This window comes from Nostoc sp. NMS7 (assembly GCF_017115085.1).
Taxonomy (GTDB): domain Bacteria; phylum Cyanobacteriota; class Cyanobacteriia; order Cyanobacteriales; family Nostocaceae; genus Nostoc.
Genome location: NZ_JABXKJ010000246.1, coordinates 79,212 through 94,879, shown reverse-complemented (window position 1 = coordinate 94,879; position 15,668 = coordinate 79,212). Strand labels below are relative to the sequence as shown.

Annotated in this window: 14 protein-coding genes; 5 read left to right on the top strand and 9 right to left on the bottom strand. The window is 43.1% G+C overall.

What is annotated here, in order from left to right; translation table 11 throughout:
• Window positions 1–13: 13 nt before the first annotated feature.
• Window positions 14–229 carry a hypothetical protein gene (locus HWQ38_RS40670; RefSeq protein WP_366933371.1) on the bottom strand — a complete coding sequence of 72 codons (216 nt, stop codon included), beginning with the start codon at window positions 227–229 and terminating at the stop codon, window positions 14–16.
• Window positions 216–386 (bottom strand): hypothetical protein, encoded by a 171-nt coding sequence (locus HWQ38_RS33955; protein WP_292802785.1) that lies wholly within the window; start codon window positions 384–386, stop codon window positions 216–218. The genes HWQ38_RS40670 and HWQ38_RS33955 overlap by 14 nt, the downstream gene beginning before the upstream one ends.
• Before the next feature lie 177 nt (window positions 387–563).
• On the opposite strand from HWQ38_RS33955, the gene HWQ38_RS33950 reads away from it, so the two are divergent.
• On the top strand, window positions 564–1,109 hold the full coding sequence (locus HWQ38_RS33950) for a DUF4126 domain-containing protein (RefSeq protein WP_292802782.1): 546 nt from the start codon (window positions 564–566) through the stop codon (window positions 1,107–1,109).
• A gap of 257 nt (window positions 1,110–1,366) precedes the next feature.
• Here HWQ38_RS33950 and hemH read toward each other — a convergent pair whose 3' ends face one another.
• Window positions 1,367–2,533 carry a ferrochelatase gene (gene hemH, locus HWQ38_RS33945; protein ID WP_292802779.1) on the bottom strand — a complete coding sequence of 389 codons (1,167 nt, stop codon included), beginning with the start codon at window positions 2,531–2,533 and terminating at the stop codon, window positions 1,367–1,369.
• Window positions 2,534–2,626: 93 nt separating this feature from the next.
• Here hemH and HWQ38_RS33940 point away from each other — a divergent pair, with 93 nt between their 5' ends.
• Window positions 2,627–3,250, top strand: coding sequence for a class I SAM-dependent methyltransferase (locus HWQ38_RS33940; RefSeq protein ID WP_292802776.1), 624 nt, complete (start codon window positions 2,627–2,629; stop codon window positions 3,248–3,250).
• 84 nt (window positions 3,251–3,334) lie between these two features.
• Here the strand turns inward: HWQ38_RS33940 and HWQ38_RS33935 are convergent, their stop codons facing one another.
• On the bottom strand, window positions 3,335–3,568 hold the full coding sequence (locus HWQ38_RS33935; RefSeq protein ID WP_292802773.1) for a hypothetical protein: 234 nt from the start codon (window positions 3,566–3,568) through the stop codon (window positions 3,335–3,337).
• A gap of 78 nt (window positions 3,569–3,646) precedes the next feature.
• Here HWQ38_RS33935 and HWQ38_RS33930 point away from each other — a divergent pair, with 78 nt between their 5' ends.
• The gene (locus HWQ38_RS33930; protein WP_292802770.1) at window positions 3,647–3,772 is read left to right on the top strand and encodes a hypothetical protein; all 126 of its coding nucleotides are present in this window, start codon (window positions 3,647–3,649) and stop codon (window positions 3,770–3,772) included.
• A gap of 120 nt (window positions 3,773–3,892) precedes the next feature.
• Here HWQ38_RS33930 and HWQ38_RS33925 read toward each other — a convergent pair whose 3' ends face one another.
• The 5 genes from HWQ38_RS33925 to HWQ38_RS33905 all read right to left on the bottom strand — a co-directional run bounded on the left by HWQ38_RS33925 (window position 3,893) and on the right by HWQ38_RS33905 (window position 12,472).
• Complete coding sequence (locus HWQ38_RS33925; protein ID WP_292802767.1) at window positions 3,893–4,354, bottom strand: SET domain-containing protein-lysine N-methyltransferase; 462 nt, start codon at window positions 4,352–4,354, stop codon at window positions 3,893–3,895.
• A 769-nt stretch (window positions 4,355–5,123) separates the two neighbouring features.
• Window positions 5,124–7,346: an FdhF/YdeP family oxidoreductase gene (locus HWQ38_RS33920; RefSeq protein WP_292802764.1), complete on the bottom strand. Its 2,223-nt coding sequence runs from the start codon at window positions 7,344–7,346 to the stop codon at window positions 5,124–5,126.
• A gap of 323 nt (window positions 7,347–7,669) precedes the next feature.
• Window positions 7,670–11,341: an EAL domain-containing protein gene (locus HWQ38_RS33915; RefSeq protein ID WP_292802761.1), complete on the bottom strand. Its 3,672-nt coding sequence runs from the start codon at window positions 11,339–11,341 to the stop codon at window positions 7,670–7,672.
• A 342-nt stretch (window positions 11,342–11,683) separates the two neighbouring features.
• Entirely contained in the window at window positions 11,684–11,992 is a 309-nt protein-coding gene (locus HWQ38_RS33910; RefSeq protein WP_292802759.1) for a hypothetical protein, read from the bottom strand.
• 288 nt (window positions 11,993–12,280) lie between these two features.
• Window positions 12,281–12,472 (bottom strand): hypothetical protein, encoded by a 192-nt coding sequence (locus HWQ38_RS33905; protein WP_292802756.1) that lies wholly within the window; start codon window positions 12,470–12,472, stop codon window positions 12,281–12,283.
• Between the two features lie 320 nt (window positions 12,473–12,792).
• On the opposite strand from HWQ38_RS33905, the gene aroA reads away from it, so the two are divergent.
• Together aroA and HWQ38_RS33895 are read left to right on the top strand one after the other, a co-directional pair.
• Entirely contained in the window at window positions 12,793–14,073 is a 1,281-nt protein-coding gene (gene aroA, locus HWQ38_RS33900) for a 3-phosphoshikimate 1-carboxyvinyltransferase (protein ID WP_292802753.1), read from the top strand.
• 859 nt (window positions 14,074–14,932) lie between these two features.
• Window positions 14,933–15,484 carry a PEP-CTERM sorting domain-containing protein gene (locus HWQ38_RS33895; RefSeq protein ID WP_292802750.1) on the top strand — a complete coding sequence of 184 codons (552 nt, stop codon included), beginning with the start codon at window positions 14,933–14,935 and terminating at the stop codon, window positions 15,482–15,484.
• Window positions 15,485–15,668 lie beyond the last annotated feature (184 nt).

Below are 15,668 nucleotides of genomic sequence, written 5' to 3'. Positions count from 1 at the left end.
TGCTTTAGTTCAGCTACGCTACTATAGCAGTCGCCAAAGCCGTTAGGACAGTTCGCGGGAAACGCGCCTTCAAGAGCGTATTTTGTGATTTTATTGCTGTCCTAAGCTCCCTGTCCGTTGCTATACCTTGAAAAGTAATCACGTCCCGAATATTAATTACTTCACCGTGCAAAATTTCTGCCTCAGCATCAAATTCTACAATTGCCTCATATCCTTTATATTTCATCATTTTGAGTCCCTGCTTCTTTAATTCCCGCTTCTGTCAAGAACCGACGCATCGACTTAACAGCACCTTTGTTCTTTTTCCGGGTGTGGTCTGTGAGGTAAATCAAGGCTTTCACTGCCTTTTTGCGTAAGTCCTGCTCTAAAAATTCACATTTACCCAAAAGATTTGCCTGTACTGCCTCCTGCCGTTTTTTAGTTCCGTCGAACTCACGTTAAAATACCAAAAATCTTAAGTATTCTATTGCTGAAAATTGTCAGTTTGGTGCTGGATTTTTTGTCATATATGGGTAGTATAAATAACAAATATCTACTTATTTATTAGTGTTTCGAGTGCCTTAATGATTGAAATCCTAGCCACACTTTCAGCCTCTGCGGCAGCAGGAATGAGAATAGGTATACCTTTGCTAATTATTGGACTATTGCAGGGTAGTAACTTGTGGTCACAAGTTCCAATTTTATCTCACATTTCTCCACCAATCTTATTAGGCTGCCTCACCAGTTGGTCATTAATTGAATTGTTAGTCTCAAAAAAGGTATGGGGGCAAAGATTGCTCCAACTGATTCAGTTATTCATGTCTCCCGTCGTGGGCGCAATTATGGGGTTAGCAGTAGCTACCGCAACAGCAACCCCAAACTGGCTGATTGCCATAATTGGGGGTTTGTTAGCTTTAGTACTCCAGCTAGTTCAAGTTGGTTGGTTCTATCGCTTACGTGGCTTACCGTTGTGGGCAGTCTTTCTTCAAGATACCTTATGTATTGCTTTAGTACTTTTCGCCTTTAATGCTCCCTGGCAAGGAGGATTAATTGCTTTAATACTGCTCTGGTTTGCACTTCGTAGCGCCAAGCAGTGGTATGACTGGTATGACAAAGGGCATAGGGCATAGGGCATAGGGCATAGGGCATAGGGCATAGGGCATAGGGCATGGGGCATGGCGCATCAGAAACTAGGGACAAGGAGAGAAGTCTAAAGTTCAGGCTTCCTTAGATGGCGTAGCTATCTCCAACAGAGTATAAAACTTTGGGGAACAAAGGAAGAGTTTTACAATGCCCAATACTTCTCTACGAGAGGCTGCGCCAACGGCAACATTACTTCGACGTCGCTCAGTACAAGTCAGTACAAGTGCCCAATGCCCAATGCCCTTTACTGCAAAAGTCCAATCATGTGCAAGAAGCCGTGACCGGTAATCAGCTCGATGATTAAGGCAATGAAGCCCAGCATGGCAATCCGACCATTCCATACTTCAGCGCTAGTAGTCAGGCCCCATTCCCAACGCTCTTGGGGGTACATTTTTACCATTTTTTTCATTTGAGCAGCTTGCGAAAGCTTGAAACTGGGCTTTTTCAGCGCATCAATTACTAAGTCTGCCAGTGCATTAATAAATACCGGATGGGTATTGGGAGCCGGAACGCGACGGAAGTTGTGAATTCCTGATTCTTCTGCTACTTCCCGATACTCAATATCAATTTCTTGTAGTGTTTCAATATGCTCTGAGACAAAACTGATAGGCACGACAACTAAATCTTTCACACCTTCTGCGCCTAGTTTTTTCAGGGCATCTTCAGTATAGGGTTGGAGCCATTCTACTGGCCCGACGCGACTTTGGTAAGCTAAGGTGTGGACATTGGGTCGATTCAGGGTCTTCATAATCAGGGCAGTACATTCTTCAATTTCTTGCTGGTAGGGGTCGCCAGCCTCTTCAACGTAACTTTTAGGAACGCCGTGAGCGCTGAAGAATATATGAACTTCATCTGGATTAGGAAACTGTTCGAGTTCCTGGGCTATGAGTTCCGCTATTGCTTGCAGGTAGCCTGGTTGTTTGTACCAGGAAGGAATGACGGTGTAATCAATGGGCTGAAGTTTTGGATCTTCTTGCCAAAGCTTTTCTAAAAGCCGGAAGCTGGAACCACTGGTACTGATAGAAAACTGGGGATAGAGTGGTAAAATTACCAGATGTTCTATATTATCTTGGGTGATCTGTGCGATCGCCTCTTCTGTATAGGGATGCCAATAACGCATTCCTACGTAAATTTTAACTTCTTGTCCCAAATAACCCAACTGTTCTTTGAGAGCTTGCCCTTGCGCTTCTGTGATCCGCCGCAGCGGAGAACCACCACCGATTTGCTTATAATTTGCTTGAGATGTTCTGGTTCGCCTTGAGGCAATAAACCAGGCTAAGGGCTTTTGCAACCAGCGAAACGGTAGGCGAATAATTTCCGGATCGGAAAACAGGTTGTACAAAAACGGCCCGACATCCTCTAGCTTATCGGGGCCACCGAGATTGAGTAATAAGACGCCTACACGACCCATAGCAGTTACTTTCCCCCAATCTTTTCAGGTTTTTTACTAATGTTAACAATATATCTTTATTAAATATAAAGCTTAATAGCAAGGAAATATGCAATGGCAACAATTTTAAGAGATTGGAGTTACCGCTATCAGTGGCTGTATGATGGCATCTCTCATTTAGCAGCCTTAAGTGTAGGTGGTGAAGCCCGTTTTCGGCAACTTGCTTTGCAAGGCTTAACAATTCACTCAGATACTCAGGTCTTAGATTTATGTTGCGGCAGTGGTCAAACGACGCAATTTTTGGTAAAGTTTTCACAAAATGTAACAGGATTGGACGCTTCACCCAAGTCTTTGCAACGGGCGCGGCTAAATGTACCATTAGCTTCTTATGTGGAAGCTTTTGCTGAGGAAATGCCATTTACAGATAATCTGTTTGATGTGGTGCATACTAGCGTCGCACTACACGAGATGCAGCCTCAGCAATTACGAAAAATTATTAATGAAGTTTATCGGGTGCTGAAGCCAGGAGGGGTGTTTACGCTGGTGGATTTTCACGCTCCGACGAATCCGATATTTTGGCCTGGGGTGTCAGTGTTTTTGCTGTTGTTTGAGACGGAAACAGCTTGGGAACTGTTGAAAACTGATTTGGCTAAGTTGTTAACTGAGACTGGATTTGAAGCGAGTAAGCTAACTTTATATGCTGGCGGTAGTTTGCAAGTGATACAGGCGAAGAAATGAAGAATATTGCTTTATTAATAGTAGGTAAGATAAGCTGTTCCCCATTTAGCTTGCATAATTAGGGAGGGCAAGATGCCATTGGTGTCAAGTTAAAGCTTCAGCCCAGATGTCAAGGGACTTTGAGGCGTTGCGTCGATGCCGTTGACCAATGGCTTTGACCAAGCCCATAGAACGCTGATGCTCAACCAACCAAGGAATGAGTTGTAGTTGTGGGTTTTGCAAGAGTGGTCGATTGAAAAAATATAAACTGCGGAAAACCATCTCCACAGAAATACGTTCTAAGGGTTGTTGCAAAGCGACAGCGACATCAGCAGACAAATCATTGAGGACAGCACCATCACTGCTAGGGTTAGTACACGATGCCGTTCGCGGAGCGTCTCCTAGAGAAGGCGGGCTATGCCGGAGCGCAAACTACGTTTAAAGTCTTTTACCCCTTTGAGATTGGCAAATGTACCCGGACTGATTAACTCAAACAGCCGCGATTCTATCTCTTGGCTTGATGGGGCGGCGACGGTGACTTAACTCATCCCCCGGCTTCCCTCTCCGAACTTACGGAGAGGGATTGAGGGTGAGGTTTGATCTTATGTTTAATTACGCCTACCTACTTAATATCACCTTAAAAATCATTAACTCAAATTATCTCTAAATGCTGACGTCTTTTAAGTAATCAGCAATAAAAATACCATACTTTTTCCTGAGTTGAGTAGAACGAAACTTAAATCCTAAGGTTTTAATTCTACAGTTATAAGCGCCACAACAACATTCTGGAATAGCAATAGAAATGTATTCTGTTGTTTCATAATCCCATGTAATTTCACTTCCTTCATTTATATCTATCAAGGCGACAAAATCATATGCTCCAAATTCATTATTCTGAATTCCTGTGTTTGGATTACAAGAGTGATTGATTAATCGTCCTGGTTCATCTAGTTCTATATGTAAATCAATGTCTATTTGGAAGGAGTGATTAGTTCTTTCTGGTAGTGATTGGACTCGGTGTCCAATCACTACCTTCTCACCTTTACGGAAATTCCGGTTGGCAAAGACTCCTCTTCCTTTACCTGTAATCTCTATTTTGACATCGCTCAAACTTTTGACTTTCATACTTCATACTCCATAAGGTAGGTGGGCGGGAAAATTTATAACGGGTAGTTGGGCGTTACCCTTAAGACATGAGCGAATTAGCAATTGGAAAAACCGGATACAAAAGACAAATTGGTATCTGCAACAAGTGTGTAAACTTTTGTTCGATTACAACTTCAGAATAGAAAACAGCTACATAATTTGTCATTGGTGTTTTAACTGAAATATTGCGAAAGGAGCTTTTAAGTATTTTTACTTAAAAAGCGCAGATTTTATTCTTACTTTATACAAAATTAAGTAAGTACATGGGAAAAATTATAAGTTATGTAGCGAAAATTTAATCAGAAGGATTAGAGTTAAATTTGACACGTTCCGGTTCCGTACTGTAGTTTCCTCTTTCTCCCCTAGCTTGAATACGGCATCACCGTGCCAAAAAAGGTTTTTTGTACGTTAAGAAAATTTCAAGTGCCTCAAACGACGCTTTTTCGTTCCAACTAGATCAAAACTAGCAGCTTAATTACAGCTATTTTCAGGTAAATAGACCACGCGGTAGGGGCACAGCATGCTGTGCCCCTACGACAGATGTGGTTCAAATACATGAAAACTGCTGTAAATATGCGTTACCCAGAACCCTTGTAGAGAGCTAGCAGTGCTACCTCTCTACATTCTTTTTCACTCCTATGTCTATTAATTTAAAACTACCGCAGAGATGCTGATCTTTGCGGTAGTCTTCATGCAAGTTAATGGATATGCTGTTGTAAATGTGAAAGCTGGAAAAATGAGACTTGATTTAAATTTTTTCCAACCGCACGATCGCATTATAATCAGGAACACCTTCGAGCGATCGCTTACTTTTATCTAGTAGCACATTCCCTTCTGGCCAATGTACTTGCAAGTTTCCTGACTGAATTGGTGCAATATATACTTGACAGAATAACTCGCCTAAATCATTCTTGAGAATGACGCGATCGCTATCTTTTAAACCCAACTGTGCCGCATCAGCAGCATTCATTAGCACCGCCTCTCGCACTGCCCCAGTAATTGCATCCTTGCGTTCCTGCACCATACTATTAAATTGTTTGCCTCGCCGCGTTGCTAATAAGAAATAACCTTCTGGTAATTCTCTTTGGCGTGGCAATAATATGCCAAAGTGTGCCTTGCCATCGGCTGTCGGGAAATTCCAGCCAAAGCATAAATGTGAGCCGCCATATTGAAACTGATCACCAGCTTGCTGTAAGTGTTGAATACCAGCATATTGTGGAACGACTTGAGCAATTTCTTGACGGATAGCAGCTGTGTCAGCAAAAGCCAGCTTATCTGCCAAATCTGGTTTTACTCGCCTTGCTAATTCTAAAAATATTTCCCACTCTGGACGCGTTTCTCCAATTCGCGGCCCCGGAATTTCTGGACTGAAAATTACCCGGCGTTCGGTGTTAGTTTCTGTGACTCCCCCTGGTATTTCGTAGCGAGTCGTCGCAGGTAAAAGCATCACAGTATCGGCGGGTTCGACTAACATCTGGCTGGAGAGAACAATATCCATATGTACCCGCAACGATATTTGCTTCAACGCCGCTTCTACATAATCCGGTTCTGGCAGCACTTCTAAAAAATTCCCGCCCACGGAAAACAACACATCTAACTGTCCCTGATATGCGGCGTTAATCATTTCTGGAGCAATTAAACCTTTACTTGCTGGGACTTCAAAACCCCAATGCTGACTCAATTGGGCAGCATTTTCTGGGGTAATGGGTTTACCACCAGGAAATACTGTCGCGTAACATCCCATCTCTGCACCACCCTGCACCCCAGAGTGACCGCGAATTGGCATTAAACCGCAGCCTTCCCGACCGACAAAACCTTTGGTGAGAGCTAAGTTGATGATACTTCGCACGTTATCTTCGCCGCATTCATGCTGAGTAATACCCATACTCCAAACAAATACGGCTTTATTAGCTTCTTTGACCATTTTGGCAAAGGCGTACATTTCTTCGCGGGATGTCCCAGAAAGCCGCTCTAATTCTTCCCAAGATTGGCTTTCTAACGATGCTTTGAGTTCAACAAAGCCAACTGTATGTAAATCTATAAATGACTGGTCTACCCAATTGTTAGCAATTATATGTTTAATTGTGCCATTCAAAAATGCTATATCCCCGCCCATGTTGATTAAGAAGAAGTCTTCGGCAAACTTTGTACCGAAAACGGCACTTTCCACAATTGAGGGCACCCAGTAGCGCTCCATTCCTGGCTCACGGTAAGTATTAATAACTACAATCTTAGTGCCAGCTTTCTTGGCGTAATGAAGATATTTAACAGTAACAGGCTGATTATTGGCAACATTGGAACCAATGAAGACTAATAAATCAGTGCCAATCCAATCTTTATAAGAACAGGTAGTAGCCCCTGCACCGATAGCAGCTTTCAGTCCCGCCGTGCTAGGAGAATGGCAGATGCGGGCAGCGTTATCAATATTATTGCTTCCCATTGCCCGCACAGCTTTTTGGGTAGCATAATAAGTTTCGTTGACAGTGCCGCGACTGGTAACATAGAAACTGAGGCGGTCTGGTGTAGTAGCGTGGATGCGATCGCTAATTATCCCTAAAGCTTCATCCCAGCTCACCCGACGAAAGCCTTTTTCCCCTCGTTGACGAATCATCGGATAAGGAAGCCGTCCCAAGTCGCGTAATTGGGCGCTTTTTTGCTTTTGTAACTGCGAAACATCTTCTAATAGCACAGGGTCAAAAGCTGGCATAGTATTCATCCGCAACAGCCGCAACCGGACATTGCAGAGATGGATGCCATCTAAAGTCCAATCTTTCATCCCAGTTGTTCCGAGAGCGCAACCATCACAGACACCTTTATCGAGAATATTCCACGCATAGGGTAGTTTGTCACGAGACAGCCAGATTGCTCGAAAGACTTCCCAGTAGTTGTTCGGGTACTGTTCGCCAATCCCGAAAGGCTTCCAACTTGCCCAATACTGCGGTGTCCAGTGCTTTTTGGGTTTAGGTAACATGATGCAATATGTGTGAGTTGCTGAATTATTCCAGGCTACCGTTTTGAGTAGCATTTGAGTAGCAGACAGTTAAAAATCTAGATATAAAAGATGTCTACTGGGAAAATTAATTTATGTCTACTGAATGTGTCTTTACAACGTTTCACACGGCTTTTACATCAAAATGAATGCTGACCAATGTATAACCAATGTGCTTTTATAGTATTCCACATGGCTCTCACATCAAAATCGCTGCTGATATACAATGAGCGCAAGCAGTTAACAAGTCGTCTGCTTGTCTTGTGTGACATTCTGAAAGACCCAGCTACGGGAACAGGCTATATCTACCCCAATGGGCGAGGTACTGCGATGCCATATCCCTGTGCGTAATTAATTCCTAGTGCTGTAATCCGCTCTAAAATTGCGTCATTTTCCACAAACTCAGCAATTGTCTGAATACCCATAACGGTGGCAATGTGAATGATTGCTGCCACGATCGCATTATCCACAGGATTCTCGACAATGTTACGAATAAAGCTTCCGTCAATTTTGAGGTAATCCACAGGCAGAGACTTGAGATAGGCAAACGACGACATCCCCACCCCAAAATCGTCCAACGCGAAGCTACAGCCCATCCGTTGAAGTGATTGAATGAACTTTCTGGCTTTGATCAGGTTGGCGATCGCCACAGTCTCGGTAATCTCAAAGCAAATGCGCTGGGGTGAGATGGGGTGTAGGATAAACTGCTCATGCAGGAAGTCAATGAACTGATCATCGTTGATGCTAGAGCCAGAAAGGTTAATCGCATAGATACTTTGTTCATCGTCAACGAACGTTGACCAATTGCTAAACAGAGTCCGAATCACCCACCGATCAATCAGATGCATCAAGTTGTACCGTTCTGCTGCGGGAATAAACGTCATCGGCAGCACTAAATTTCCCTGCTCATCCCGGAGCCGCAGCAGCACTTCATAATGGTCGCCGTTTTGAGCCGCCAGGGTGATGGCGGCGGCTATGGGTTGAACATAGAGACAGAACGAATCATTTTCCAAGGCTTGAGAAATGCGGCTGACCCACTGCATCTCCCCACGCCGTTGCAGGTGCTCCTGATCGTGAGTCTGAGCAAGGTACACGCGATTGCGCCCCCGGTTCTTCGCGGTATAGCAAGCTGCGTCAGCTGTCCTGATAATCTCTGTAAGGCTCTCGCTATTCGTGTCGATACCGACTAAGCCGATACTTACTCCAATTGAGAATACCTGCTCTTGCCAAACAAACCGGAACTTTTGAACACACGAAAGCAGCTCATTGGCAACTCGTAAAGCTTGCTCTATCGTACACTGAATGAGCAATACACCAAATTCATCGCCGCCTAACCGTGCGAGTGTGTCAGTTTTCCGAATCTTCTCCTGCAATAGGGCAGTAATTTGACGCAGTAATTCGTCTCCAGCTAGATGACCACAGGTATCATTTACAATTTTGAAGTGATCGAGATCCAAATAGCACAATGCATGAACTTGGTAGTCTAAAGAAGCAAGGCGCAATGCTTGCTCAACCCGCCGCTCAAACTCCTGGCGATTCACCAATCCGGTTAAAGCATCATGGGTTGCCTGCCAGGATAGCTGAGACGAAAGCTTGCGGTTCTGAGTCACGTCGTGAAACACCATAACCGCGCCAATTATTTGTCCCTCACGATTGCGAATGGGTGCGGCTGAATCTTCAATCGTAATCTCTTGATTATTCTGATTAATTAAGAGGGTATGGTTTGCTAAACCCACAATTCGATTTGACTGTAACGCTTGCTCAATTGGGTTCTGAACTGGCTCCCGTGTAGTTTCATCCACAATTCTCAAGACTTCTAATAACGGCAACCCTTGTGCAGATGCTTTACTACATCCGATCAGAGATTCTGCAACCGGATTGAGGTATTGAATCCTGCCAAACGCATCTGTGGTAATAACTGCATCTCCGATCGATTCCAACGTCACCTGAGCTAATTCTTTTTCTTGAAAAAGTGTTTCTTCGATTTGCTTGAGGGCTGTGATATCGCGTCCCACCGTTTGAAATTCTATAAAGCATCCTTGCTCGTCAAACAGCATCCGGTTATGCCACTGAGTCCAACGCACCCCCGAAGCGACAAGCACGCGATTCTCAATGATCACAACAGGATTATCAGCACTTGTTGAAGCTATTAATTGAGCAACTCGCTCCCGATCTGCCTCAAAGATAATAGGTTGATAGTTGCTGCCGATCAGTTCCTCTGGCGATCGCCGAAAATAAAGTGCAAAAGCTTGGTTGACAAAGGTGAGTGTGCCGTCTGGTAAATATCGAGCAATGAGTTCAGTCTGATCTTCGACAATGGCACGGTAGCGAATCTCGCTTTGTTTGAGAGCAATTTCTACTTGCTTGCGTTCTGTAATATCTAGAATAGCTCCATACAGTCTAATAGTCTTACCTGGAGTATCATAAGCTACCTCTGCTCTCGACTCCAGGTAGCGCAATGAGCCATCAGGTCGGATAATGCGATATTCAAGATTGAAAGGCTTTCCGTTGGCGATCGCCTGTAGTAAGTGCCTCTGGAACACTGGTTGGTCTTCTAGGTGAACCATCTGGAGAAATGCAGCCTGTGTCGGTACTGATTGAGTAAGATTTAGGCCAAAGATGCGGAAGGTTTCGGCTGACCAAATTTGTTTTTGAGACTCTAAATACCATTCCCAACTGCCCATCTGGGCAATCTTTTGAGCAGTAGCTAGCAGCGTTTCACTGCGTTGGAGTTCTTGCTCGGCTTGTTTGCGTTCGTTGATTGCGACTTGCCGTTCTGTAACATCTTGGGCAGTTCCATAGAGGCGAATTACTTTTCCATCCGCGTTGAATTCTGCATGTCCAATTCCCTCAATATAAATAGTAGACCCGTCAGTTTGAGACGCACGCAGAATGAGTTTGTAGTATTCGCCAGTTAACATTGCCCGCTCAATTGCTTGGGCTAATTTTCCTGCATCTTCTGGCCAGTACAGTTGCAGATTTTCTTGGTAGTTCGGCTCAAGAAGTGCGGGATCTCGATTTAAGAGGTCGAATAGTTGCTTTGACCAGGTAATTTTGCCAGTGACAATATCAAACTCCCAATTACCGAGACGAGCAACTTGCTGAGATTCTTCTAATAAGGCTTCACTCTTGCGTTGTGTTTCTTCAGCACATTTGAGGTCGGTGGCATCCACTACCAGCCCATCCCAAACCATGCGGCCATCCGGCAACTGGCGTGGCATCGAACGAAAATGTAAACATTTAAGCCGAGCGCTGGGCGTTTGGATTCGCAGTTGTATATCAAACACCGAGAGATTCCGCAGGGATTCATCGACTGCTGCCAACAGGAGTGGTACATCTTCTGGGATGAACTGGCGATAGAGCAAACTTGAATCTGTCAGTGCATCTTCTGCCCTGACTTCCATCAGTTTTTCAATCCCCGCGCTGATATAAGCAAAGCGATCGCTGCCATCGAATTCGCGGATTAGCTTATAAATTGCCCCATTGGGAAGATTATCGCCAATTCGCCGCAACATCGCTTCACGCTCTTGTAGTGCGAGTTCTGCTTGTTTGCGATTGCTGATTTCCCGCTCCAGCTCTCGGTTGGCTGCCTCCACTTGTGTAGAACTGGAGAAAGCAAGTGCCTTTGGTATCAACTCTATCAACACAATACTTGTATACACTGATATTAAAGCCGTGATGGCTTTGATGCAACCACTTAGCCAATAGGTAGGATACCATAACGTCCAAATCTCCATTAGGTGGGTGGTACCACAACTAATAATAAATGTAGCGAATAGCAGAAATATCCAGTTGAACGGCAAATCCTGACGCTTGCGGACAAAATAAATTAAGGTGACGGTAATTGAATAATAAGCAAGTGCAATTAAACTATCGGATAAAATATGCAGCCCCACTAAGTCTGATTTCCAAAGATAGCAATGACCGTGGGGTATAAACTGTTTATAAGCAAGAAGGATTGTCCCAAATTCCAGCATCAAGAGTAAACCGAGAGATAGAGTAACTAATTATACTTAAGACTTAAATAATTATGCTCCAGTATTATTAACTAAACCAAAAAGTTTTTTCTGAAGGGCGGTAGCTACGCAGACCGCAGGGATCACCAACAAATAGCTACGTAAAATTAAGTTATATTAACTACTCATTACATTAAAAATAGTTATTAGGACTTTACAGCTATTTTCAGGTAAATAGACTACGCAGTAAGGGCACAGCAATGCTGTGCCCCTACCAGAGATGTGGTTCAAATAGATGAAAACTGGTGTAAAAATCCCTGCCACAGTGGACAGGGATAGTAATTTTTAGCTATGACTTGTCTGCTAACTGCTAACAAAATCTTTGTGGGCAGTGACAAGCATCTGAGCCTGCCTTAAAACGTTTCCGAATAAATAAATAGGAATCTGCCAAGCTGCAACAGTAACTTCTTTGACTAGATCCTGTACACTAATTGCGATTAATTCATGCTCTGGCGGCTCTCCCTCAAGTGTACCAGACCAAGTAAAAGCTAATAAGAAATCATCGTCTCCAGGCAAGGATGCAATCAAGCATTCTTCTGGTGTTGGCTGGCAAATAATTCCATAATCATTTGCAAGTTCTACTAGTCTTTGAAAGTTGTTTAAGTTGGTCATTTGTCCTTTGGATGTAATTTAATCTCACTTTGAGAAGAAATCATACTTTGACCTCCAAAACTCAAGTTAGTTGCTCTATAGCATAAATTACGAATTATTAATTATTTGTTCTGTCTGAGGAGTTATTGGAGTTGAATCAGGCTTAAGTCCAAAATCTTACCGCGATCGCTTGGTTCGATCAGCAACAATTGCTACTTTTTAAAAAAAAAGCTGAACTAGCTACTTTTTCGCTTGACTATATTTACATACACCTGTCTTTGTTACAATTCCAATATTGATGTTCTAATCTCACCCAGGCTGAGAGAGTGCATTTAGAATTGCGTAGACGCCTAGCGGCTTGTCGTCTGACATCACTTTTGGGAAAACATCTGTAAATTGAAGCAGAAAAAGATGCTCGTCAATATGAGATTGTGGGATCACCTGGGCATATATATGTTCTTCTTCTGTTACCAGTTTTGGTTGAATTAAAGAGGTCGGCACGATAAAAATCATGTATGTTTAGTTTTGTAAAACTCTATAATCAATGAGTTATAAGCTGTTTGCTGATTTTACATTTCGTCAGATGGGCTGATTTTTTAACACCGACTTACTTAATCTATTTAATATTCATAATGCCTGGGTTCTAGATTAGTCAGGTGAATAAATCAAGTATTTCCTAAAGCAGTGTCAGCTTTTGCACTCAACTAAGTCAAGCAATTTAAACCCCCAGAATTGGTTAATAGTTCTTCTTCCCCTGCCTCTTTTGGTCACAATATGGCAATATATAAAGTTGTAGCTGACCGCTCATGTAGAGGTTTAACGTGGATACCATTGCAATTCCTGCTCTAAATCGGCCAGTGGATGCCACGGTAGAAATTCCCGGTTCTAAAAGTCTTACCAATCGGGCGTTGCTTGTCGCTGCTTTGGCGCAAGGTGACTCCATTTTAGAAAATGCCTTATTTAGTGAAGACAGCGAGTATTTTGGCAAATGTTTAGAGCAATTGGGCATTCTCATCACTCTGAATCCTCATCTAGCACAGATTCAAGTGTCGGGAAGGGGAGGCGATATCCCGGCTAAACAGGCAGATTTATTTGTGGGTTTATCAGGTACTACAGCACGGTTTATTTCGGCGTTGGTGGCACTGGGTAACGGCGAATATCGCCTAGATGGCGTTTCCCGGATGCGAGAACGTCCGATGGGCGACATGCTGACGGTGCTGCAAACGGGTGGAGCAACCGTTAATTTTGAGGGAAACTCCGGGTTTATGCCCTACACCCTCTATAGCCAGGGATTTGCTGGCGGAAATTTTCGGTTGAAAGCAAATCAAACAAGTCAGCAACTTTCGGCATTGCTGATGATTGCGCCTTATGCTCAACAGGATACGATTTTTGAGGTTGAGGGGACATTCGTTTCTCAGTCTTACATCAAAATGACCTGTCGTCTGATGGCAGATTTTGGCGTGCAGGTGATTCAAATCGGCGATAATCAATTTCAGATTAAAGCGGGTCAACGTTACCAAGCTCGACATTATATAGTAGAACCCGATGCGTCAAATGCTTCTTACTTTTTTGCCGCCGCCGCCGTCACAGGTGGACGGGTGCGCGTCAAACATTTGACTAAACAATCCTGTCAGGGTGATATTCTCTGGCTGAATGTTTTAGAACAGATGGGTTGCCAAATTAATGACTCTGCTGATTATACCGAAGTGATCGGGCCCAAGCAATTGCAAGGCATCGACATTGATATGAATGATATATCGGATTTAGTGCAAACATTAGCAGCGATCGCGCCCTTTGCCAGTTCACCGATTACCATTCGTAATGTGGAACATATTCGATATAAAGAAACCGATCGGATTCGATCTGTTGTCACAGAATTGCGTCGGCTGGGAGTTCAGGTTGAAGAATTTGCCGATAGTTTGAAAATTGAGCCTAGCCCGATTACCCCGGCAGCAATTGAAACCTATCACGATCATCGAATGGCGATGGCTTTTGCTGTCACTGGTTTGAAGGTTCCAGGAATTGTAATTAAAGATCCTGGTTGTACAGCAAAGACCTTCCCAGATTATTTTACCCGATTCTTCCAAATGTTAGAACAATAAGAGATTGTCCAGTAAATAGACCACGCAGTACGGAACATTGCTCATAGGTATCCACTTAAGGCGAAAGCCATAGAAACAGCTTTTAGAAAATGTCTAGTTCCCAGTCTCTGACTGGGAATGCATATAGGAGGCTCCGCCTCAAGACTTGCGGCACCGCAATCAGGTGCATTTCCAGCCAGAGGCTAGAAACGAGGTTTTAAAGGAGTTTTAGCTTAAGTTGGCATCAATGAGCAATGTTCCCTAAGACAGATGTGGTTTAAATATATCAAAACTGCTGTACTTTGATATTTGCTGCCCTAACAGCACTTTCAACTCAGAAGGTTTTTGGTGAATTCAAGAGTCTGTGATACCTAATGGTTATTTATAAATTATCAGAAATATCTCGTTATCTACTAAGTCTTGCGTTGGGAAATTTAAATTAGATTTTATTGAAAGCGGCGGGAAACTCCATCCCCTCCCTACGGGACGCTGCGCGAACGTGGGTGGAGAGGGATAGCACAACGGCCGCGCTCAGTGACCACCGCCCCGCCGCTTTAGTCCTGCCGTCAAAAGTCATTGGTCATTGGTACTAATGACTAATGACTAATGGCTAATGACTAAAAACTCCACCCACAAGGGGATGGAGTTTTTTATTTTTACCTCTAATTAAAGTTTGCTTAAACTCATGATTCTAAAATATGGTGACTCCAATGAATTGGAGACTTATCTCTTTATCTGAAAAAGGAAAAAATCATTGATTATCATCACTGATTAGAACAGTGATGAATACCCCTTTAGGAAATAAGTAAGTTAGAAACTAACTATTTCCATACTTTGCAGTGTAGATTACTTACAAAAGTTTATCGTGAGGAAAATTGAGATGAAATTGGTTCCCAAATTAGTGCTTGCTGCTGCTACTTTTACTTTAGGTTTTGCTACTGTAGATGCAAAATCTGTATCTGCTGCAATTATTAATTACGCTTTCACAGTTGATAGTCCGGTAACTAAGGGAAATGGCTTTTTTAGCTTTGATAACTCAATTTTCAGTCATGAAGAGAATCCCGCAGCGACAATTAATTCGCTGTCTTTCCAATTTGACGGTGGCTCTACCGTTTACACGGAAAAAGATGATACTGAATATCCAGAATTTCCCCTGGTATTTCCAACCACATTCTTAACCGGACAAACGTCTTTGGGATTGGACTATCTGTTCAATGATAAATCTAATCCTTCGAGTTCTATAAGTTACGAAATCATTGGTGATGATTTTACAATTTTCTCTAGAACATCTCCAAATGCTAAACCCATATCAGGTAAAGTTTCGTATACACAAATACCTGAACCTACACCTTTAGTTGGGACTCTCTTGGCTTGTAGCCTTGGCTGGATGATGAAAAGAAAAGTAGCATCAATGAAAAGGGTTAAAATCTAAGCTCGGTTAAGTTGATATTAACCCTTTCTTTGCCAAGGATTAATCTCTTACTAATATGCTTTTATGTGGCAAAACAACATCTAATACATTGATGCCAGGATAAAAAATTGGGAATTAAAACCTGATTTTGGTAAAAGAGTTAGTTACGAAGTTTGCCTAAGACCTGCCGTCTACGTGTTAGGTG